Below are 19,824 nucleotides of genomic sequence, written 5' to 3'. Positions count from 1 at the left end.
GCAGCGTGTTCAGGCCGGCCGGGGGACCGCGGCGGCGAGCGACTGGCCGAGCCAGCCCGGCACGGCCCGGCGGGCATCCGCCGTTCCGTGGATGGCAACGTTGCCGTTGATCATCGCCCGCGACCATGACACGTCGCCGCGCCAGATCTGGGTCAGGGTGAGCAGGCTGGTCTCGATGGTGGCGGCCACGTCGTAGCCGGGGTCGAAATCGCAGATGTCGGGCACCCCTTCGGACACCACCAGCCACCAGTGGGCGGCCTTAAGGTCCACGTCAATGAGGTTGAACGCCAACACTGTCCGGGCTCGTGGCCAGGTGTCGACGGAAACGGTGCGGCGGATATCCCACATCAGCAGGTGCGGGTCCAGGTCGCCATCCCCGAGCTCACCGATCCAGCGAACTCCCCACGCGCCGAGCGCACCTACGACTCCGGAGAGTTCCTGCCCGCACGGTGTAAGCCGGTACGAGGACCGGCCGTCGGTCTCGATGCGTTCGACAACACCCGCACGGGTCAGCGACTTGAGTCGTTTGGACAGCAGCGCCGGTGACATCTTCGGAAGCCCGCGCCGCAGATCGTTGAAATGCGCGCTGCCTCGCAGCAACTCACTCACCACAAGCAGGGTCCATCGTTCATCGAGCAACTCCATCGCCTTCGCGATCGGGCAGAACTGGCCATACGTCGACATCTCTCCAGTACACCGCCCCACAGCGAAATTGACTAGTACAGATCGTGAACCACGGCGGGTTCAGATCTGAGACTGGAAACGACCCGTCAGCGCACCCGACCATTGCGGTATGACCACAAGAACTGACGACAACGCCGTGACGATCGATCACGGAATCGAAAGCAGGCATCGCGCGCTGTGGGCGCTCGGCGATTACGCAACCGTGGCAACCGAAGTGGTGTCACCGCTGGGCCCGGTACTGGTGCGGGCCAGCGGGATCGCCGCGGGTGATCGGGTGCTCGACGTCGCCGCGGGTTCGGGCAACGCGGCGATTCCCGCCGCGCTGATCGGTGCGAAAGTGACTGCCAGCGACCTGGTTCCGGAGCTGCTGGAGCGCGGTGCGGCGCTCGCCCGAGGTCTCAACGTCCGGTGGTGTGAGGCCAATGCCGAAGCGCTACCGTTCGGCGTCGCTGAGTTCGATGCGGTGATGTCTTGCGTCGGGGTGATGTTCGCCCCGCACCATCAGCGCGCGGCCGACGAGTTGGTCCGGGTCTGCCGTCCCGGCGGGACGATCGGGCTGCTCAGCTGGACACCGGAAGGCTTTATCGGCCAGATGTTCGCGACGATGAAGGCGTACATTCCGGCACCGCCGCCTGGTGTGCGGCCGCCGCCCAGATGGGGCGACGCCGACTACGTGCGGGCTCTGCTGGGCGACGGCATCACCGACTTCGTCGCGGAGCGTCGCGCGCTCAGCGTGGACCGGTTCGGCGACGGGGCGGCGTTCCGCGACTTTTTCAAGATCTACTACGGGCCGACGATCTCGGCGTATCGCGGCATCGCCGACGCACCGGACCAAGCCGCTGCACTGGACGTCGAGCTGGCGGACCTGGGCGACCGCTATCTGGCTGGGTCGTCGACGATGGAGTGGGAGTACCTACTGGTCACCGCGCGAAGGCGTTGATCAACTGGCGGGAGCAAAGCGTGCTGCGCCGGCCGGGCCGGACTCAGGCAAGGCTTCGACGCGCATCCCGCACGTCACTGAATCAGGCTCGCAGTCAACGATATTCGCGGCGACCCTGAGGCCGTTCTGTTCGTCGAGTTCGACCAGCGCGATGACGTAGGGCGTCGGGATTTCCGGGTTGAAAGCGTGGTAGTTGATCGTGTAGGTGAAGACCGCGCCCTGCCCCGAGACCGGCTTTGCGACCAGTGCGGCCCCGCAGTCGTGGCAGGTGCCGGCGGCGGGATGGACCCAGTGCGCGCAGTGGTCGCAGTGCTCGATCAGCAGCTGTGACGTCGCCTCGGTTGACACGGGCAATACAGTACACTCAATTCCTTCGGGTTGGTTTAACGGACGGCGCAGATGAGCTACTTCGAAAAAGACGCGATCATTTCCGGCATCGGTATCTCCCGAATCGGCCGTCGCACCGGCATTCCCGGGTTGGAACTGACGATGGAAGCGGTCCGCACCGCGATCGACGACGCCGGCTTGGCCGCCACCGACATCGACGGCATTGCCACCTTGGGTGACACGCCCGCCGCCGAGGTCAATGCCGAACTGGGCATCGAGACGTCCGACTGCGGGACGGGGTTCAACACCGGCGGCCTGATGAACCCGGTGATCTCGGCGTGCCGTGCGGTCTCTGAAGGTCATGCGCGGCATGTGCTCATCTACCGGACCATCCAGATGCTGGGTGGCACGGTCCTGCAAAAGCAGGACGAGAATGCACCCCCGCCGCCGATGGCGAAGATGTTCGACACGCCGGAGGGCGAGACGCCACCGGTCGTCGGTCCGATGGATGACGTCAGCGATCTGGTTGCCGCCCAAGCATATTCCGCCTCCAACTGGCTGGCTCTGACATGTCGCCGGCACATGGAGCTGTATGGGACCACCAAGGAGCAGCTGGGCTGGCTGGCGATCAACAGCAGACGCAATGCCGGGCTGAATCCTCGTGCGGTGTACCGGGATCCGATGACCATGGCGGACTACCTCGCAGCGCGCCCGGTGTCTTCGCCGCTGGGGCTGCTGGACTGCGATGTGCCGATCGACGGGTCGGTCGCGTTGGTGGTCTCGGCCGCCGGCTATGCCAAGGACTGTCCGCATCGGGCCGTCAAAGTCGAAGCGGTCGGCGGCAGTAACGGCGCAGGCGGCTGGTTTCACCGCGCCGACTATCCGAAGATGGCATCCGTCGACGCGGCAGCGCAGATGTGGTCGCGGACCGACCTGACGCCGGCCGACCTGAATCTCGCGGAACTCTACGACGGGTTCACTTTCCTGACCTTTGCCTGGCTGGAAGCCCTCGGAATCTGCGGTGACGGCGAGGCCGGTCCGTACGTCGAAGGGGGCGCGCGGATCGCGCTGGACGGCGCCCTGCCGCTGAACACCTACGGCGGCCAGCTCTCGGCCGGACGTATGCACGGTTACTGGTTGCTGCACGAGGCCTGTCTGCAGTTGCGCGGTCAGGCGGGAGAGCGGCAGGTGCGCGAGCGGCCCGAGGTGGCCGTCGCGGCGGTCGGCGGCGGACCGATCGCCGGGTGCTTGTTGCTGACGTGCTGAATCATGCTGTGCGGGTGCGCAGTTGAGCGGTGACCCGCGTGCGGGATCCGGTAGGGCCGCCGACGAGCGCCGGCCCGACAAGCGGGCTTCGCAGATCGCCCGTCGCATCGAGGCTGACATCATCCGGCGCGGCTGGCCGGTGGGGCAGTCGCTGGGCTCGGAGCAGGCGCTTCAGCAGCATTACCAGGTCAGCCGATCGGTGCTGAGGGAAGCCGTCCGACTCGTCGAGCATCACCGGGTAGCTCGCATGCGTCGCGGACCGAACGGTGGTCTGCTGGTCTGCGAGCCGGACGCGGCGCCGGCCACTCACGCGATCATCATCTATCTGGAGTATTTGGGCACCACCGTCGACGACCTGCTGAATGCCCGGCTGCTCTTCGAGCCGCTGGCCGCCTCGCGGGCCGCGCTGAGCATCGACGAGACCGGCATCGACCGACTCCGCGCCGTGCTGCGCGCCGAACAAGACCGCCGGCCCGATCTGGCTACGCCGAATGACGAGTTTCACGGCGCGCTGGCGGAACAGTCCAAAAACCCTGTGCTGCAACTGTTCATCGACATTCTCATCCGGCTCACCGTCCGCTATGCCGAAGATTCGCGGTTGGATTCCGCCGGCGACGCGGTCGAGGCGATCGAGCACCGCCGCCGTGACCACTCCGCCATCGTCGACGCCGTCATTGCCGGCGACGCCGCGCGCGCCATGACGCTGAGCCAACACCATGCCGCGTCGACCACGACATGGCTGCGAGACCATCATCGCCACGCCGGCCGCTCGCGAGCCCGCATCGCCGATCATCAAGCGCCACCAGGCAAACTGGCTGAAGCGGTGGCCGCCGCCATCCGCGACGACATCGCCGGCAGCGGCTGGCAGGTGGGCGAGGTCTTCGGATCCGAGGTCGCGCTGCTGGAGCGCTACCAGGTGAGCCGGGCAGTGCTTCGAGAAGCGGTGCGGCTGTTGGAGTATCACGCCGTCGCCACCACCCGGCGCGGCCCCGGCGGCGGGCTGGTGGTGGCCGAGCCCCAGGCGCAGGCCAGCATCGAGACCATCGCGCTCTTCCTGCAGTACCGCGAGCCGTGTCGAGAAGACCTCACCATGATTCGCGACGCCATCGAGATCGACAACGTCGCCAAGGTGGTCGCGCGCCACGACGCGCCCGAGGTGCGGGCGTTTCTCGACAGCCAGCGCCTGATGATCGAGCAGGCCGGCGATGATCCGGGCAAGGCCGGCGTCGAAGAATTCCTGTTTCATGCCGGGTTGGCGAAGCTGGCCGGCAACGCCGTGCTGGAGCTGTTTCTACGGATCCTGGTCGAGGTCTTCCGTCGGTACTGGACCAGCACCGACCAGCCGGTCCCGAGCCACGCCGATCTCGTCGACGTCAGACACGCTCACCTGCGCATCATCGAAGCGATCGCGCACGGCGACGACAGCCTGGCCCGTCACCGCATCCGACGGCACTTGGACGCCGCCGCGTCCTGGTGGCTGTGACCTGGCCGGGAATACTGTGACTTTGCCGGGGATAAATGAGTTGCACCGCCCGGCGGTCACCGTCTAACCTCGGCGATCGTGCATCATCTTCTCGTAGTAGCCAGCACCCGCAGCGGGGTCTGATCCAGACCGACCCCCCGCTGTGGGTCGAGAGCTACTACCCGTCGGTCACTCTTCCAGAGTTAGAGAAGACCGGCACATGACCATCACCCTCGCTCCATCCGAATCGTCGACACTCTTGTTCGACGGCAATCCGCTTCCGCGTGGACTTCGCGAAGACGCCGACACCATGTCGTGGAGCACCTTCACCGCCACTTATGCGCCGAGCGCCGGGCCGTTGCGTCTAAGACACTGGCACCGCACCGACACCAATCGTCGGGCGACCCAACTGGGAACCAGGACGTTCCAGGCCACGCTGGCGGTCGGCGATCGCATCGAAACCGCCACCGCCACTGCGACCGGCCCGGTCGCGGCGCTGACCGCGATGCTCTACGAGCACGGTGTCTCGGTCGAGATGCTGCGGTTTCATCAGCTGCAGTCCGACGTCACGACGGCGACCTTCATCCAGGGCACCGACGGTTGCCGGGCCGAGTGGGCGATGGGCTACTCGGAGGATCCGACGCAGTCCGCCCTCTCGGCGGTCATCGCCTGCGCGAATCGGCTGTACGCGGAGAATCGCTAAAGCGGCCGCAACACGATCGGCATGCCGTCCATCGGGATCGGCATACCGCCGTAGTCCCACTTGGGCTGGTACTCGGGTCGGGCAAGCTCGAGGCGGTAGCGGCGCAGCAGCCGGTGCAGGATGATCTTGATCTCCAGCTGGCCGAACGTCATCCCGATGCACTTGTGCGCGCCGCCGCCGAATGGCGTGAACGCATAGCGGTGCCGCTTGTGTTCGCTGCGCGGCTCGGCGAACCGATTGGGGTCGAATTTCAGCGGATCCGTCCAGATCTCCGGCAGGCGATGGTTCATCCCCGGGTACGCGATGACGTTCGTGCCCGCCGGCAGGTAGTAGCCCAGCAACTCGGTGTCGCGCACGGTCCGGCGCATTCCCCACTGCACCGGTGTCACCAGCCGGATTGCCTCGTTCATCACCAAATCGAGCGTTTCCAGCTTCTCAAGTGACTCGATGTTCAACGGACCGTCACCGAGCCGATCGGATTCATCGCGGCAGCGTTCCTGCCACTCGGGGTTGGCGGCCAGGTGGTAGGCCATCGTCGTCGAGGTCGATGTCGAGGTGTCGTGCGCGGCCATCATCAGGAAGATCATGTGGTTGACGATGTCCTCGTCGGAGAAGCTGTTGCCGTCCTCGTCCTCGGTGTGGCACAGGACCGTGAGAAGGTCGCTGCCCTCCTTGCCGCGGCGCTCCTTGACCCGCTCACGGAAGTAGTTCTCCAGCAGCTCACGGGCCTGCAGACCGCGCCACCAGGTAAACGGCGGCACGCTGGTACGGATGACCGCGTTTCCAGCGCGGGTGGTGATGGTGAAGGCCTTGTTCACCTTGGTCACCAGCTCATGGTCGGTGCCGGGTTCGTGACCCATGAACACCATCGACGCGATGTCGAGGGTGAGCTCTTTCATCGCGGGGTAGAGCAGAAAACGTGGGTCGTTGGCCACCCAGTCGTTGGCCACCACCTGCGAGACGACCTGGTCCATCTGCTCGACATAACCGACCAGCCGAGAGCGGACGAACGCTTCCTGCATGATCCGCCGGTGGAACATGTGCTCCTCGAAGTCGAGCAGCATCAGGCCACGGTGGAAGAACGGGCCGATTACCGGCACCCAGCCCTGCTGCGAGTAGTCCTTGTTGCGGTTGGAATAGATGACCTGGGCTGCGTCGGGACCCAGCGCCGCGACGCCCGGCAGGACCGGTGAGTCACCGAAGACAACCGGACCCTTCGTTTCGTACAGGAATAGTAGGTAGTCCGGTCCGCCCCGCATCATCTCGATGAGGTGGCCGACGACCGGTAGGCCACGATCGCCCATGACCGGCTTGAGCCCGCTGCCCGGCGGCGGATCCGCGAGCTTCCTGGGAGTCCAGTTGGTGTTCAGCAGTCGCTGCTCGACGGCAGCCATGCCGGGAAAGTTGTTGATTGACGGGGTCAGCCGGCGCTTGGCCTGATCGACCAGGTAGTCGGTGGTGCTGATGGTCGCCATTAACACTCCTTCGTGCGGGCGTGCGGCCAAGGTCGATCGACGGTGTGGCAGACGTCACTCGGTGACAATCTTTAGGGCAAACTTGACGGCTGTCAAGTTTCCCTTTGGCTATGGCGTAGGGCAAGGTCTTAGGGTGCGCATCGAGCAAGGAGGCGACCGGGTGATCGAGCAGACTCCGGTCGCGCCGGTTCCACGGCGGCGGGGGGATCGCCAGCGCCACGCCATCGTGCAGGCGGTACGCGAGTTATTGGAAGTGAAGCCGTTCGCCCAGCTGTCGGTGAGTACCATCAGCGATCGCGCCGGGGTGGCCCGATCGGGCTTCTACTTCTACTTCGACTCCAAGTACGCCGTGCTGGCCCAGATTCTCACCGACGCCACCCACGAACTCGAAGAGTTGACCGAGTACTTCGCGCCGCGCGCGGCCGACGAGTCGCCGGCGGCGTTTGCGAGGCGGATGGTCGGCAGTGCGGCGGCCGTCTACGCCCACAACGACCCGGTGATGTCGGCCTGCAATGCCGCACGCAACACCGACGCCGAGATCCGCGATTTGCTCGACCAACAGGTCGAAGGCGTCGTCCAACAGATCATCGGCATCGTCAACGACGAGTTGCGGGCCGGCACCGCCCACCCGATCAGCGACGACATCCCGACGCTGGTGCGCACCCTGTCGGTCACCACCGCGCAGATGCTGTCCGGCGACTCCGCGTATCTCGGCGACCACGGCGACGTGCAGCGCGGGGTACGGGTGCTCGAGGCGTTGTGGCTCAACGCTCTGTGGGGCGGTCCGCGACCTGCCTAGGCCGGTATGGTCACTGCCCATGTCGAAGAAGACGTTCGCGGGCAAGCGGTGTCTGATCACCGGCGCGGCCAGCGGCATCGGCCGGGCGACCGCGTTGCAGCTCGCGAGCCGAGGAGCCGAGCTGTATCTGACCGATCGCAACGCCGACGGTCTGCTCGAGACGGTCAATGAGGTCCGCGCGCTCGGGGCTCAGGTTCCCGAGTACCGGGCGCTGGATATCGCGAACCACGACGAGGTCGCGGCGTTCGCCGAGGCGATTCACGCCAACCACCCGAGCATGGACATCGTGATGAACATCGCCGGGGTCTCGGCCTGGGGGACCGTCGACCGGCTGTCACACGAGCAGTGGGAAAAGATGATCTCGATCAACCTGATGGGTCCGATCCACGTCATCGAAAACTTTGTGCCGCACATGGTGGCGGCTCGCAACGGCGGACACTTGGTGAACGTGTCCTCGGCGGCGGGCCTGATCGGCCTGCCGTGGCATGCCGCCTACAGCGCCAGCAAGTTCGGGTTGCGCGGGCTCTCCGAGGTGCTGCGGTTCGACCTGGCCCGGTACCGCATCGGCGTGTCGGTCGTGGTGCCCGGCGCGGTGCGGACCCCGCTGGTCAACACCGTCGAGATCGCCGGCGTCGACCGCGACGATCCGCAGGTGAGCCGCTGGGTCGACCGCTTCAGCGGGCACGCGGTGTCGCCGGAAAAAGCCGCCGACAAGATTTTGACCGGTGTCACCAGGAATCGGTTCCTGATCTACACCTCGGCCGACATCCGCGCCCTGTATGCGTTCAAACGCCTTGCGTGGTGGCCCTATAGCGTCGCGATGCGGCAAGTGAACGCGGTGTTCACCAAGACGCTCAAGCCGGCGCCGGCCGTGGCTCGCTCGGCATCTGCAATTCCAGCCGCACCCCCAACAGCCGCACCGGACGGTCCAGCTCGAACAGATCCAGCACCCGCAACGCCGCCGCGATGATGACGCCGGCATCGGTGGTGGGCTCGTCGAGTTTGCGGATCTTCGTGCGCGTGTAGAACGTGTTGGTGCGCACCGTCACGGCCACCCGGGTCACGATCCGCGAGGTCGCCACCACTTCGCGCAGTGCTTTTTTCGCCAATTCGATTACCGCTGAATCCATTTCGGATCGTTGCGTGAGGTCGTGCGGGAACGTGACGACGTGGCTGCGGGAGCGCGGCACCCATGGTTCGGAGCTGACCGTGTCGTCTCCGCCACCGTTGGCCAGTAGCAGCAACCACAGCCCGGTCCGGGGCCCGAACGTCGATGTCAGCAGCTCGGCGTCGGTGTGCGCCAGCTGCCACACCGTCGTGATGTAAAGGTCAGCAAGCTTTTTCGCCGTCTTGGGACCGACACCCCACAGTGCGTCGACGGGCCGGTCGCCCATCACGGTCATCCAATTCGAGTCGGTGAGCGTGTAGATGCCGGCCGGCTTGGCGAAGCCGGTCGCGACCTTGGCGCGCTGCTTGTTGTCGCTGATGCCGACGGAGCAGGACAAGCCGGTGGCCGCCGCGATCACCGCGCGGATTTGCTCGGCCAATGCCTCGGGATCGTCAGGCGCTTCCTCGGCCGGCGCCGAGATATACGCCTCGTCCCATCCCCACACCTCGACGGGGTGGCCGAGGTCGCGCAGCAACGCCATCACCTGTTCGGAGGCGGCGTCATAGGCCTCGGGGTCGGACGGCAAGAAGGTGGCGTCCGGGCAGCGCCTGGCCGCAGTGCGCAGTGGCATGCCGGCGTGCACACCGAATTCGCGCGCCTCGTAGGACGCACAGGTAACCACTTTGCGGGCTTCGGTCGGGTCGCCGCTACCTCCGACGATGACGGGCAGCCCGACCAATTCGGGGTGGCGTTCCAATTCGACCGACGCCAGGAACTGGTCGAGGTCGACGTGCAGGATCCAGCGTGGCTTCACGTTCCGCAAAGCTTGCGCGCCAGGCTTTCCCACGCATCGCCCAGCGCTTGCAGAGATCGGTCGCGTTCGGTGAGCTGGTGCTCGACATAGTCGGCCTCCAGCAACGTGAGTAGGGCATCGGTCTGGGCGTCCAGATCACCCGTGGTGCCGGCCGTGGCCAGCAGCATCCGGACGTGGGTGCGCAGCACCATCGCCGGTGCGCCGAAGCGGGATTGCGGATCGCGGTTGGCGGCCACCAGAAGCTCGCGGTGGGTGTGCGCGAAGCGCAGCCGGGCCCGCCCGAACGCCAGCAGCCGATCCAGCGGCGGCGCGTCGGGGCCCAGCGGCGGCGGGCCGAACATGAATGCCCGCTGGTTGGCTTGCTCATCCTCGTCGAGCAGCACCATCATCAAACCGGCGCGGCTGCCGAAGCGGCGGAACACCGTGCCTTTGCCGACGCCGGCGGCACCGGCGATGTCGTCCATGGTGACCGCGTCGGCGCCACGCTCGTCGATCAGTCGCCGGGCCGCGTCCAGCAACAGGACACGATTGCGCGCTGCGTCGCCGCGTTCCTGCGGTTCGGAAACCGGCAGGTCGCGAACCGGGTCGATAGCGCTCACAAAATTACTGTAGCGTCACCGGAACAAAGCGGACCATAGTCCGGTTAATTCGGTGCAAAGATGGACATCAACAATCGAAGGGAACCCAGATCATGCCGGACACCACGGTGTTGGCGCTGGTAGGAAGCTTGCGTGCCGCGTCGATCAATCGCCAAATAGCCGAGCTGGCCGCTGAGGTGGCCCCGGACGGCGTCGCGTTGACGATCTTCGAAGGCCTCGGCGATCTGCCGTTCTACAACGAGGAGATCGACGACGTGATGAACGCCGACGCGCCGGTTCTGGCTCCGGTGGCCGCGCTGCGCGCCGCCGCGGCGGACGCCGACGCCGCACTGGTAATCACGCCGGAGTACAACGGCAGCTACCCGGCCGTCGTCAAGAACGCGATCGACTGGCTGTCCCGGCCCTTCGGCGACGGCGCGCTCAAAGGCAAGCCACTGGCGGTGATCGGCGGCTCCTTCGGCCAGTACGGCGGGGTGTGGGCGCACGACGACACCCGCAAGTCGTTCGGGATTGCCGGCGCCCGGGTGGTCGATGCGATCAAACTGTCCGTTCCGTTCAAGACGCTCAAAGGTCAGCACCCGCGCGAGCATGCGGACGTGTCGGCAAACGTGCGCGACGCGGTGGGCAAGCTGGCTGCCGAAGTCAGCTAATTTCTGCCGGGCGCCGCAGCGGTTCGCATGCCGCTGTGGCGCTTTGCTGCGCGGACTCGGCCGGCGGGAGTTGTCGGTGCCGGGTGGTAGACCTTTTCGTATACCGTTGCGAGGCCGTTTTGTGACCTGCGACACGCCGAAGACACGTCCGCGCGAGGGCTTACGACCAGGGAATTCCATGAATGTTTTTCAGAACATCTTGTATCTACCTTCAATGTCGACCACTAGGTGTAGTGTTCCCGACACCGACAGACCTCAGATCCACCTGGTCGGTCGGGACGCACCAGCCGGCAGCGTAAGCCGGCTGACGCGGACCGGCGAGACGGGAATTCTGCGGCGCGGCGGTTCGCTGAATAGCAGTACACGTGTAGTTGCCAGTCTTGCCCTTTTCCCACCGTCGACAGAGGGGTCGTACCGCCGATGAGCGTCACCGTTTACACCAAACCCGCCTGCGTTCAGTGCAACGCCACCTACAAGGCGCTGGACAAGCTGGGCATCGACTACGACACGGTCGACATCAGCCTCGACTCCCAAGCTCGTGACTACGTGATGGCCCTCGGCTACCTGCAGGCGCCCGTCGTGGTGGCGGGTAACGAGCACTGGTCGGGCTTCCGGCCGGACCGGATCAAGTCGCTCACCGCTGCCGTACTCAGCGCGTAGCCGACAACGTAGGAACCGGAGGGGGATCGTCGTGCCGTCTTACAGCCTGGTGTATTTCTCCAGCGTCTCGGAGAACACCCACCGCTTCGTGCAGAAGCTGGGCATGCCGGCAACGCGGATCCCGCTGCACGGTCGCATCGAGGTCGACCAGCCGTACGTGCTGGTATTGCCGACGTACGGGGGTGGCCTGCGCAACCCGAGCATCGCTGATATGGAGCGCGGCGGTTATGTCCCCAAACAGGTGATCGCTTTCTTGAACAACGAACACAACCGATCGTTGATTCGCGGCGTCATCGCCGCGGGCAACAACAACTTCGGTACCGAATTCGCCTATGCGGGCGACGTGGTGTCCCGCAAATGTGGTGTGCCCTACCTCTATCGCTTCGAACTGATGGGGACCCCGGACGACGTGCAAGCCGTCCAAACCGGTCTCGCTGACTTCTGGAAGGAACAGACGTGCCAACAACCGTCGCTGCAGAGCCTGTAACCACCGGCACGCATGCTCATGCTGCCGGGAGCCCGGCGGAGACTGACTATCACGCGCTGAATGCGATGCTGAATCTGTACGACGCCGACGGCAAGATTCAGTTCGAGAAGGACCACGAAGCCGCGCATCAGTACTTCCTGCAGCACGTCAACCAGAACACGGTCTTCTTCCACAACCAGGACGAGAAGCTCGACTATCTGATCAAAGAGAACTACTACGAGCGCGAGGTTCTCGACGACTACAGCCGCAACTTCGTCAAGACCCTGCTGGACCGCGCGTACGCCAAGAAGTTCCGGTTCCCGACCTTCCTCGGCGCGTTCAAGTACTACACCTCGTACACGCTGAAGACGTTCGACGGCAAGCGTTACCTCGAGCGTTTCGAGGACCGCGTTGTGATGGTTGCGCTGACCCTGGCCGCCGGCGACACCGCGCTGGCGGAAAAGCTGGTCGACGAGATCATCGACGGCCGCTTCCAGCCGGCCACGCCGACCTTCCTGAACTCGGGCAAGAAGCAGCGCGGTGAGCCAGTGAGTTGTTTCCTCCTTCGCATCGAGGACAATATGGAGTCAATCGGGCGCTCGATCAACTCCGCACTGCAGCTGTCCAAGCGCGGCGGGGGAGTTGCGCTGCTGCTGAGCAACATTCGCGAACACGGTGCACCGATCAAGAACATCGAAAACCAGTCGTCGGGCGTCATCCCGATCATGAAGCTGCTCGAGGACTCGTTCTCCTACGCCAACCAGTTGGGCGCGCGCCAGGGCGCGGGCGCGGTGTACCTGCAGGCTCATCACCCCGACATCTACCGGTTCCTCGACACCAAGCGGGAGAACGCCGACGAGAAGATCCGGATCAAGACGCTGAGCCTGGGCGTGGTGATCCCGGACATCACCTTCGAGTTGGCCAAGAACAACGAGGACATGTACCTCTTCTCGCCGTACGACGTCGAACGCGTCTACGGCGTGCCGTTCGCCGACATCTCGATCACCGAGAAGTACTACGAGATGGTCGACGACGCGCGCATCCGCAAGACCAAGATCAAGGCGCGCGAGTTCTTCCAGACGCTGGCCGAGCTGCAGTTCGAGTCCGGCTACCCGTACATCATGTTCGAGGACACGGTGAACCGCGCCAACCCGATCGAGGGCAAGATCACCCACTCGAACCTGTGCTCGGAGATCCTGCAGGTCTCCACCCCGTCGTTGTTCAACGACGACCTGTCGTATTCCAAAGTGGGCAAAGACATTTCGTGCAACCTTGGTTCGCTGAACATCGCCAAGACGATGGACTCGCCGGACTTTGCCCAGACCATCGAAGTGTCGATCCGCGCGCTCACCGCGGTCAGCGACCAAACCCACATCTGGTCGGTGCCGTCGATCGAGCAGGGCAACAACGATTCTCACGCGGTCGGACTGGGGCAGATGAACCTGCACGGCTACCTGGCCCGCGAGCGCATCTACTACGGGTCCGACGAGGGCATCGACTTCACCAACATCTACTTCTACACGGTGCTGTATCACGCACTGAAGGCCTCGAATCGCATCGCGATCGAACGCGGTCACGCCTTCGGCGGATTCGAGCGCTCGAAGTACAAGTCGGGGGAGTTCTTCGACAAGTACACCGAGCAGCCCTGGGAACCCAAGACGGACAAGGTGAGTCAGCTGTTCGCCGACGCCGGCATCCGCATCCCGAACCAGGACGACTGGCGACGGCTGAAGGAGTCGGTGCAGGCCCACGGTATCTACAACCAGAACCTGCAAGCGGTGCCCCCGACCGGATCGATCTCCTACATCAACCACTCGACCTCGTCGATCCACCCGGTCGCGTCCAAGATCGAGATCCGCAAAGAAGGCAAGATCGGGCGGGCCTACTACCCGGCGCCGTATCTGACCAACGACAACCTGGAGTACTACCAGGATGCTTACGAAATCGGCTACGAGAAGATCATCGACACCTACGCGGCGGCTACTCAGCATGTGGACCAGGGGCTTTCGCTGACGCTGTTCTTCAAGGACACTGCGACCACCCGCGACGTCAACAAGGCGCAGATCTACGCCTGGCGCAAAGGCATCAAGACGCTGTATTACATCCGGCTGCGGCAGATGGCGCTGGAAGGCACCGAGGTCGAGGGCTGCGTCTCCTGCATGCTTTAGGGCCGCGGGTTTGAAAACAGTGGCGATGGCAATCCAACGATCCTGGCTCGCATGACGCGAGTTTGATCAGAGGAGTCGCTATGACTACCAGCACCACCGTATGGATCGTCGTCGCAGTGGCGGCACTGTTGCTCATCGCTGCGATTGTCGCGTTCGCCGGCAGGAATCGTCGTCGGCGCCGGCAAGCAGAAGCTCACCGCATCCGCGAGCAGGTTCTCGAAGACACCGCACAGGTGGAACGCCGTGAAGCGCTCGGCAAGGAGACTGCCGCCAAGGCACGGGCGGCACAGGCGGAGGCCGAAGCAAAGGCGGCCGAAGCCGCGCGGCTGCAGAAGCGCGCCGCGACTCATCAGAGCGAAGCGGAGGCTGCGCGCGACGAGGTGAGTGCAAAGGTGCAGCAAGCCGACCAACTCGACCCGCGCAGCCGCAGAGGTGAGGACCCGGATCAGCAAGAGCAGCCACGTCGTGAGTCGGATCGATCCCATGGGCAACGGACCTCCGAGACAGCCGAAGACCGTTCCACGGCCCCGCATGACTCCATCACCTGACCCCGGTCCGGCCCCTGACCCCACGTAGTCATCGGCACAAGGAGGCCCGGGGCACTTCGCAGCTACGGCCGGGTCTGCCCAGGTCAGCGGTTGCGTCGAGGTATGGTGCTTGACGTGGTCAGAATTCCCCGACCGGCGCTTCCTCACCCTGGGCCCAAGCCTGCGGTGAAGGTCGACGCGCGCAGCGAACGCTGGCGTGAGCACCGCAAAAAGGTGCGAAGTGAGATCGTCGACGCGGCGTTTCGTGCGATCGATCGGTTAGGCCCTGATCTCAGCGTCCGGGAGGTCGCCGAAGAAGCCGGCACCGCCAAGCCCAAGATCTACCGCCATTTCACCGACAAATCCGACCTGTTCCAGGCGATCGGCGTGCGGCTTCGCGACATGCTGTGGGCGGCGATCTTCCCGTCCATCGACTTGGCGACCGATTCGGCCCGCGAGGTCATCCGGCGCAGCGTCGAGGAATACGTCAGCCTCGTCGACAAGCATCCGAACGTGCTGCGAGTCTTCATCCAGGACCGCTCAGTGTCGACCTCGCAGTCGACTCTCCGGACTTTCAATGAGGGCCGGGAGATCACCTTGGCCATGGCCGACATGTTCGACAACGAGCTTCAGGACATGGAGTTGGACCATGCGGCCGTCGAGTTGGCGGCCCACGCCGCTTTCGGGTCGGCTGCCTCGGCCACCGAGTGGTGGCTGGGATCCGACATCGACAGTCCGCGACGGATGCCGCGGGACAAGTTCGTCGAGCATCTGACCACAATCATGATGGGTGTCATCGTCGGCACCGCTGAGTTGCTGGGCATCAAGGTGGACCCAGATAAACCCATTCACAACGCGGTGCCGCACGACTCCGCCGCGAGCTAGCGGCGTTGATACCCTCGGTGCCGGATATCGGCAGCGAGGAACAGGAGCGGCGTACATGAGTCGCGCTGGCGACGATGCAGAGCGAAGCGATGAGAAGGAACTGACATGAGTACTGCCGAGTCGACCACCCGACCCGACGTGCCGGCGCGGCCCGTCCACACCCGCGCGCTCATCATCGGAACGGGGTTCGCCGGGCTGGGCATGGCAATCGCGCTCCAGCGCCAGGGTGTGGACTTCGTCATCGTGGAAAAGGCCGACGACATCGGCGGCACCTGGCGCGACAACAGCTACCCCGGATGCGCCTGCGACGTACCGTCGCACCTGTATTCGTTCTCCTTCGAACCGAAAGCCACGTGGAGCAAGCTGTTCTCGCCGCAACCGGAGATCTTGGACTACCTCCGGGGCGTGACCGACAAGTACGGCCTGCGTCGATACATCCGGTTCGGCGAGAAGGTGAGCCGCGCGCATTGGGACGACAACGAGTATCGCTGGCACGTATTCACCGAGTCGGGGGACGAGTACGTCGCCCAGTTCCTGATCTCAGGCGCCGGGGCGCTGCATATCCCGAGCATGCCGGACATCGCGGGTATGGACGAATTCCTCGGCGCCGCTTTCCATTCCGCGCGGTGGGACCATAGCGTCGACTTGACAGGTAAGCGCCTCGCGATCATCGGTACCGGTGCCAGCGCCATCCAGATCGTGCCGGAGTTGATCGGCCGCAGCGCCGGCGTCGCCGAGGTACAGCTCTACCAGCGCACACCGCCGTGGGTGGTACCGCGGCCGAACAGCTTGCTGCCCAACGCGGTTCGCAAGGCTTTTGCGATGGTGCCCGGCCTCCGGCTGGCCGTGCGGTCCGGCATCTACTGGGGGCTCGAGGGGCTCGGTTTCGCGATGACGCAACGTCCGAGCTTGCTGCGTGCCGTCGAATTGGTCGGCAGGTGGAATATTCGCCGCAATGTCCGCGACAAAGAGCTGCGCCGCCGGCTGACCCCGACCTACCGCGCCGGCTGCAAGCGAATCCTCTACTCCGGCAGCTATTATCAGGCAGTGGCCGATCCGAAGGCGACGTTGATCACTGACCGGATCGACCGCATCACCGCCGACGGCATCGTCACCGACGATGGTGTCGAGCATCCCGCCGACGTCATCGTCTACGCCACCGGCTTCCACACCACCGACTCCTACACCTATGTCGACGTCAAGGGCCCGCGCGGCGAGGATCTGGTCGACCGTTGGAACCGGGAGGGGGTGGTCGCGCATCGCGGCATCGCGGTCGCCGAAATGCCGAACCTGTTCTTCCTGCTCGGGCCGAACACCGGGCTGGGGCACACCTCGGTGGTGTTCATGATCGAGTCGCAGATCCATTACGTCGCCCAGGCGATCGCGGCGGTCGACAAAACGGGGGCACAGGCGTTGGCGCCCAGTCGTTCTGCTCAGGACAGGTCGAATACCGAACTGCAGAGCAAGCTGTCCGGCTCGGTATGGAACACCGGCGGCTGCAACAGCTGGTATCTCGACGAGCACGGCGTCAACCGGACGCTGTGGAGCGGCATGACCTGGCAGTACTGGCGCGACACCCGCTCGCTGAAACTCGCCGAGTACAAATTCTTGGGGGTGGGAACGGGCTCGCGCGCGGTGACAAACGCTCAAGCCCCGCTCGGCTGACGTTTTTTCGGAGCGAACTGCCGAAGTTGGAGCCGCACAATCCGATCCAGGGTGCGATCGGTGAGGAATCGGCTGATCCGCAGCAGGATCGCCGCGTCGCGGCCGACCGTATACCGGGTGCGGGGACGAGTTGCGGTCACGGCCTTTGCGATCACGGCGGCGGCAACTTCGGCGGAGACGCCTGTCTCGTTGAACGATCGAGCCTGTGCCATAACCGAATCCATGATTTCGGTGTAGCGGGTGAGTTCCGCAACGGTCATGTCCGCCTTGAGCCCTTCGGAGGTCGTGATCCCGCGCTCGGCGATCTCGGTCTTGACCGCGCCGGGTTCGATGACGACGACCTTGATTCCGGCAGCACTGACCTCGCGTCGCAACGCGTCGCTGACCGCCTCCAGCGCGAACTTCGAACCGGCGTAGGCGCCGTACGTCGGCAAAGCCACCTTGCCGCCGACGGAACTGACATTGACCACCGTGCCCGAACTGCTCAGCAGGGCGGGTAGCAGCGCCTGCGTCATGGCGATCTGGCCGAAGAGATTGACCTCGAATTGTCGACGCCAGTGCGCCATCGGCAACGTTTCGACCGGCGCGTTGATCGCGATCCCGGCATTGTTGACCAGAGCACGAAGAGGACGACGCTGCGGGTCGCGGGCGACTCGGTCGGCGATCGCGCTGATGTCCGACTCCACGGTGATGTCCAGGATGCACGGCTCGGTGCTCGGGATGCCCAGGCCTCGCATAGCATCGGCGTCGGCCTCGCGGCGAACACCGGCCAGCACGTGAAAGCCTCTGTGCGCCAGTTCTTTCACGGTGGCCGCGCCTATCCCGGTCGAAGCTCCGGTCACGACGATCAGCTCGTTACGGTCGGGATGTGCTGCCATGGCGCTCTCCAAGCGTTTGAGTTGACGGTGTCCACTCAAACTAGCAGCTGTGTTGACGTTGTCAACTGAAAACGCGGGCTTATGCTCTGCAGGTGACGACGCGAGCGGAGAGTGCGGCGGCGACCCGCCGTTCGCTGATCGATGCGGCGGGGGTTCTGCTCGACCTCGGTGGACCCGAGGCGGTGACGCTGCGGGAGGTGGGGGCTCGAAGCGGTGTGTCGCGCTCGGCGGCCTACCGACATTTCGCCGACAAAGATTCTCTGCTCACGGTTCTGGCGGCCAACGGGATGAGTGAGCTCGGTGATGCCCTGGAAGTGCTTTCCGTGAGCGATGATTCGGCGCAGTCGTGTTTACGGTCGGCCCTGCTGGCCCTCATCACCGTCGGCCGCACCCGACCGCACCTGTATCGGCTCATGTTCACCACGCGGACGGATGATCTCGCAGCGGTCAGGTCGGCTGAGCGTGCACAGAGCCTGTTTCTCGGCATCGTAGGTCGGATGACCGGTCCGCGACACGCACAGCGTTACGGTGCACTTCTGTTGACCACCGCCCATGGCATCACGGGATTGGATCTGAGTAGCAACATGGATCTGGACAAATGGCATACCAACGCCGAGGAACTCGTCGACACCGTCATCTCGATGTTGCCGAAGTCCAAGTAGTGCAACAAATGTCGTCAGCGACGCAGCAAGCCAACGAACAGATCCGCTGCCGCTTGCACGCCGGCGTCGTCGTTGGTGGCCACCAGATCCAGCAGCAGGCCGCGGACGACGGCCATCCCCAGCCGAGCGACGGCGCGGTCGACCGGTTCATCTGTGACGGCGTCGACTTCATCGAGCCAGCCGTTCACAGCGCCGGGGACCATGCGGTCGAACGGCTTCTCGCCCTGCGAAGCGCGGGCGTAGCACTCGAAGAAGAGTCGTTCGGCTTGTCGCAGTTCTGGACGACTGACGTCGGCCCACATGGCCGCGAAATTGTCGGCCGGATCGGTCGGTAGATCCGGGAGAAGGGTCATCTGGCGTCGCTCGACCGCTTCGACGATGGCGACGAGCAGGTCCTCTCTGGACCCGAAGTGGTGCAACAACATTCGATGACTGGTACCGACTGCCTCAGCCACCTCGCGCAGCGATCGGTGGCCGACGCCGCTGGCGGCGAACTCCTCGACCAGCTTGTCCAGTAGCTGACTGCGCCGGCTCTGATCAGGAGAGTCGGCCACTGGCGCGGTGGATCTGCTCAGACCGGGCCTTGAGTCCCTGTGCTTCGAGTTCGAGGAACCGCTTGGTCTTCTTGGCCATCAACCGCGCCACCAGGGCGCCGAGCACGCCGCGCTGGTCGAGTTGCTGGCGTACCAGGGTGCGCCCGTCCGGCTGGGCGATGACGTCATGGCGGGCGCTGGTGAACGCGCCAGGTGCGCGTTGCACCCACGTCCAGGACAGACCGGGGTCGATGTCGGTCACCTTCCACGTCAGCCTCGACATACCCGGCTGCTTGATCGAAAACCGTTTTCCGACAGCCAAGTTGGTGCCATCCCGGCCGACCAGGGACGTCACCGACTCGGTCCATTCGGGCCAGCGTTCGACGTCGCTGAAAACCTCCCACACCAACGGCGCCGGAGCGCCGATCTCGATGCTGTCTTCGGTAAACATGTACCAAATGGTACATGCAACAGATCAGCGTTTCCAGACGTGAATCTGGCGCCCATCCCGGGTATGCATGTCGTGATGCCAACTCCTGCGCGACACGCGAAC

At 64.7% G+C, this 19,824-nt stretch carries 22 protein-coding genes; 14 read left to right on the top strand and 8 right to left on the bottom strand.

What is annotated here, in order from left to right; all coding sequences use genetic code 11:
- Positions 1–9: 9 nt before the first annotated feature.
- Positions 10–684 carry a winged helix-turn-helix transcriptional regulator gene (locus ACQY5A_RS18300; RefSeq protein ID WP_428341762.1) on the bottom strand — a complete coding sequence of 225 codons (675 nt, stop codon included), beginning with the start codon at positions 682–684 and terminating at the stop codon, positions 10–12.
- 109 nt (positions 685–793) lie between these two features.
- Here ACQY5A_RS18300 and ACQY5A_RS18295 point away from each other — a divergent pair, with 109 nt between their 5' ends.
- Entirely contained in the window at positions 794–1,624 is an 831-nt protein-coding gene (locus ACQY5A_RS18295; RefSeq protein ID WP_428341761.1) for a class I SAM-dependent methyltransferase, read from the top strand.
- Here the strand turns inward: ACQY5A_RS18295 and ACQY5A_RS18290 are convergent, their stop codons facing one another.
- Entirely contained in the window at positions 1,625–1,978 is a 354-nt protein-coding gene (locus ACQY5A_RS18290; protein WP_428341760.1) for a Zn-ribbon domain-containing OB-fold protein, read from the bottom strand.
- Between the two features lie 45 nt (positions 1,979–2,023).
- On the opposite strand from ACQY5A_RS18290, the gene ACQY5A_RS18285 reads away from it, so the two are divergent.
- From ACQY5A_RS18285 to ACQY5A_RS18275, 3 genes are all read left to right on the top strand, one after another.
- Positions 2,024–3,217, top strand: coding sequence for a thiolase family protein (locus tag ACQY5A_RS18285; RefSeq protein ID WP_428341759.1), 1,194 nt, complete (start codon positions 2,024–2,026; stop codon positions 3,215–3,217).
- A gap of 22 nt (positions 3,218–3,239) precedes the next feature.
- On the top strand, positions 3,240–4,700 hold the full coding sequence (locus ACQY5A_RS18280; protein ID WP_428341758.1) for a FadR/GntR family transcriptional regulator: 1,461 nt from the start codon (positions 3,240–3,242) through the stop codon (positions 4,698–4,700).
- 199 nt (positions 4,701–4,899) lie between these two features.
- Positions 4,900–5,382, top strand: coding sequence for a homocitrate synthase (locus ACQY5A_RS18275; protein WP_428341757.1), 483 nt, complete (start codon positions 4,900–4,902; stop codon positions 5,380–5,382).
- On the opposite strand, the gene ACQY5A_RS18270 is transcribed toward ACQY5A_RS18275, so the two are convergent.
- Positions 5,379–6,857, bottom strand: coding sequence for a cytochrome P450 (locus ACQY5A_RS18270; protein WP_428341756.1), 1,479 nt, complete (start codon positions 6,855–6,857; stop codon positions 5,379–5,381). The two genes, ACQY5A_RS18275 and ACQY5A_RS18270, sit on opposite strands and share 4 nt — an antisense overlap.
- Positions 6,858–6,996: 139 nt before the next feature.
- On the opposite strand from ACQY5A_RS18270, the gene ACQY5A_RS18265 reads away from it, so the two are divergent.
- Positions 6,997–7,656 carry a TetR/AcrR family transcriptional regulator gene (locus ACQY5A_RS18265; protein ID WP_428343225.1) on the top strand — a complete coding sequence of 220 codons (660 nt, stop codon included), beginning with the start codon at positions 6,997–6,999 and terminating at the stop codon, positions 7,654–7,656.
- Between the two features lie 19 nt (positions 7,657–7,675).
- Positions 7,676–8,626, top strand: a complete 951-nt coding sequence (locus tag ACQY5A_RS18260; protein WP_428341755.1) for an SDR family oxidoreductase — start codon at positions 7,676–7,678, stop codon at positions 8,624–8,626.
- Here the strand turns inward: ACQY5A_RS18260 and ACQY5A_RS18255 are convergent.
- Together ACQY5A_RS18255 and ACQY5A_RS18250 are read right to left on the bottom strand one after the other, a co-directional pair.
- Positions 8,511–9,578: a DNA polymerase IV gene (locus ACQY5A_RS18255; RefSeq protein ID WP_428341754.1), complete on the bottom strand. Its 1,068-nt coding sequence runs from the start codon at positions 9,576–9,578 to the stop codon at positions 8,511–8,513. The two genes, ACQY5A_RS18260 and ACQY5A_RS18255, sit on opposite strands and share 116 nt — an antisense overlap.
- Positions 9,575–10,177 (bottom strand): TetR/AcrR family transcriptional regulator, encoded by a 603-nt coding sequence (locus ACQY5A_RS18250; protein ID WP_428341753.1) that lies wholly within the window; start codon positions 10,175–10,177, stop codon positions 9,575–9,577. The genes ACQY5A_RS18255 and ACQY5A_RS18250 overlap by 4 nt, the downstream gene beginning before the upstream one ends.
- Before the next feature lie 92 nt (positions 10,178–10,269).
- Between ACQY5A_RS18250 and ACQY5A_RS18245 the strand changes: the two genes are divergently transcribed.
- The 7 genes from ACQY5A_RS18245 (at position 10,270) to ACQY5A_RS18215 (ending at position 17,198) form a co-directional block, all read left to right on the top strand.
- Positions 10,270–10,827: an NAD(P)H-dependent oxidoreductase gene (locus ACQY5A_RS18245; protein ID WP_428341752.1), complete on the top strand. Its 558-nt coding sequence runs from the start codon at positions 10,270–10,272 to the stop codon at positions 10,825–10,827.
- Between the two features lie 420 nt (positions 10,828–11,247).
- Positions 11,248–11,487, top strand: a complete 240-nt coding sequence (locus tag ACQY5A_RS18240; RefSeq protein ID WP_428341751.1) for a redoxin NrdH — start codon at positions 11,248–11,250, stop codon at positions 11,485–11,487.
- A gap of 31 nt (positions 11,488–11,518) precedes the next feature.
- Positions 11,519–11,974 carry a class Ib ribonucleoside-diphosphate reductase assembly flavoprotein NrdI gene (gene nrdI, locus ACQY5A_RS18235; RefSeq protein ID WP_428341750.1) on the top strand — a complete coding sequence of 152 codons (456 nt, stop codon included), beginning with the start codon at positions 11,519–11,521 and terminating at the stop codon, positions 11,972–11,974.
- Positions 11,944–14,121 carry a class 1b ribonucleoside-diphosphate reductase subunit alpha gene (gene nrdE / locus ACQY5A_RS18230; RefSeq protein ID WP_428341749.1) on the top strand — a complete coding sequence of 726 codons (2,178 nt, stop codon included), beginning with the start codon at positions 11,944–11,946 and terminating at the stop codon, positions 14,119–14,121. Before nrdI ends, nrdE begins: the two co-directional genes overlap by 31 nt.
- Before the next feature lie 80 nt (positions 14,122–14,201).
- The gene (locus ACQY5A_RS18225; RefSeq protein ID WP_428341748.1) at positions 14,202–14,669 is read left to right on the top strand and encodes a hypothetical protein; all 468 of its coding nucleotides are present in this window, start codon (positions 14,202–14,204) and stop codon (positions 14,667–14,669) included.
- Between the two features lie 114 nt (positions 14,670–14,783).
- Positions 14,784–15,533, top strand: coding sequence for a TetR/AcrR family transcriptional regulator (locus ACQY5A_RS18220; RefSeq protein WP_428341747.1), 750 nt, complete (start codon positions 14,784–14,786; stop codon positions 15,531–15,533).
- A 105-nt stretch (positions 15,534–15,638) separates the two neighbouring features.
- The gene (locus ACQY5A_RS18215) at positions 15,639–17,198 is read left to right on the top strand and encodes a flavin-containing monooxygenase (RefSeq protein ID WP_428341746.1); all 1,560 of its coding nucleotides are present in this window, start codon (positions 15,639–15,641) and stop codon (positions 17,196–17,198) included.
- Here the strand turns inward: ACQY5A_RS18215 and ACQY5A_RS18210 are convergent.
- Entirely contained in the window at positions 17,180–18,076 is an 897-nt protein-coding gene (locus tag ACQY5A_RS18210; protein WP_428341745.1) for an SDR family NAD(P)-dependent oxidoreductase, read from the bottom strand. The genes ACQY5A_RS18215 and ACQY5A_RS18210 overlap by 19 nt on opposite strands.
- Positions 18,077–18,168: 92 nt before the next feature.
- Between ACQY5A_RS18210 and ACQY5A_RS18205 the strand changes: the two genes are divergently transcribed.
- Complete coding sequence (locus ACQY5A_RS18205; protein WP_428341744.1) at positions 18,169–18,738, top strand: TetR/AcrR family transcriptional regulator; 570 nt, start codon at positions 18,169–18,171, stop codon at positions 18,736–18,738.
- A 14-nt stretch (positions 18,739–18,752) separates the two neighbouring features.
- On the opposite strand, the gene ACQY5A_RS18200 is transcribed toward ACQY5A_RS18205, so the two are convergent.
- Together ACQY5A_RS18200 and ACQY5A_RS18195 are read right to left on the bottom strand one after the other, a co-directional pair.
- Complete coding sequence (locus ACQY5A_RS18200) at positions 18,753–19,292, bottom strand: TetR/AcrR family transcriptional regulator (protein WP_428341743.1); 540 nt, start codon at positions 19,290–19,292, stop codon at positions 18,753–18,755.
- Complete coding sequence (locus ACQY5A_RS18195) at positions 19,276–19,722, bottom strand: SRPBCC family protein (RefSeq protein WP_428341742.1); 447 nt, start codon at positions 19,720–19,722, stop codon at positions 19,276–19,278. The genes ACQY5A_RS18200 and ACQY5A_RS18195 overlap by 17 nt, the downstream gene beginning before the upstream one ends.
- Positions 19,723–19,824: the final 102 nt, after the last annotated feature.

The organism is Mycobacterium sp. (assembly GCF_965277065.1).
Taxonomy (GTDB): domain Bacteria; phylum Actinomycetota; class Actinomycetes; order Mycobacteriales; family Mycobacteriaceae; genus Mycobacterium.
Note: the sequence above shows the minus strand (reverse complement) of the source record. Positions and strands in the feature narration are given on the sequence as shown.

Coding starts and splice junctions, on each gene's coding strand:
- ACQY5A_RS18210 (WP_428341745.1), bottom strand. CDS start 18,076: ATGGCAGCACATCCCGACCGTAACGAGCTGATCGTCGTGACCGGAGCT.
- ACQY5A_RS18195 (WP_428341742.1), bottom strand. CDS start 19,722: ATGTTTACCGAAGACAGCATCGAGATCGGCGCTCCGGCGCCGTTGGTG.
- ACQY5A_RS18275 (WP_428341757.1), top strand. CDS start 4,900: ATGACCATCACCCTCGCTCCATCCGAATCGTCGACACTCTTGTTCGAC.
- ACQY5A_RS18215 (WP_428341746.1), top strand. CDS start 15,639: ATGAGTACTGCCGAGTCGACCACCCGACCCGACGTGCCGGCGCGGCCC.
- ACQY5A_RS18270 (WP_428341756.1), bottom strand. CDS start 6,857: ATGGCGACCATCAGCACCACCGACTACCTGGTCGATCAGGCCAAGCGC.
- ACQY5A_RS18245 (WP_428341752.1), top strand. CDS start 10,270: ATGCCGGACACCACGGTGTTGGCGCTGGTAGGAAGCTTGCGTGCCGCG.
- ACQY5A_RS18240 (WP_428341751.1), top strand. CDS start 11,248: ATGAGCGTCACCGTTTACACCAAACCCGCCTGCGTTCAGTGCAACGCC.
- ACQY5A_RS18260 (WP_428341755.1), top strand. CDS start 7,676: ATGTCGAAGAAGACGTTCGCGGGCAAGCGGTGTCTGATCACCGGCGCG.
- ACQY5A_RS18285 (WP_428341759.1), top strand. CDS start 2,024: ATGAGCTACTTCGAAAAAGACGCGATCATTTCCGGCATCGGTATCTCC.
- ACQY5A_RS18300 (WP_428341762.1), bottom strand. CDS start 684: ATGTCGACGTATGGCCAGTTCTGCCCGATCGCGAAGGCGATGGAGTTG.
- ACQY5A_RS18225 (WP_428341748.1), top strand. CDS start 14,202: ATGACTACCAGCACCACCGTATGGATCGTCGTCGCAGTGGCGGCACTG.
- ACQY5A_RS18295 (WP_428341761.1), top strand. CDS start 794: ATGACCACAAGAACTGACGACAACGCCGTGACGATCGATCACGGAATC.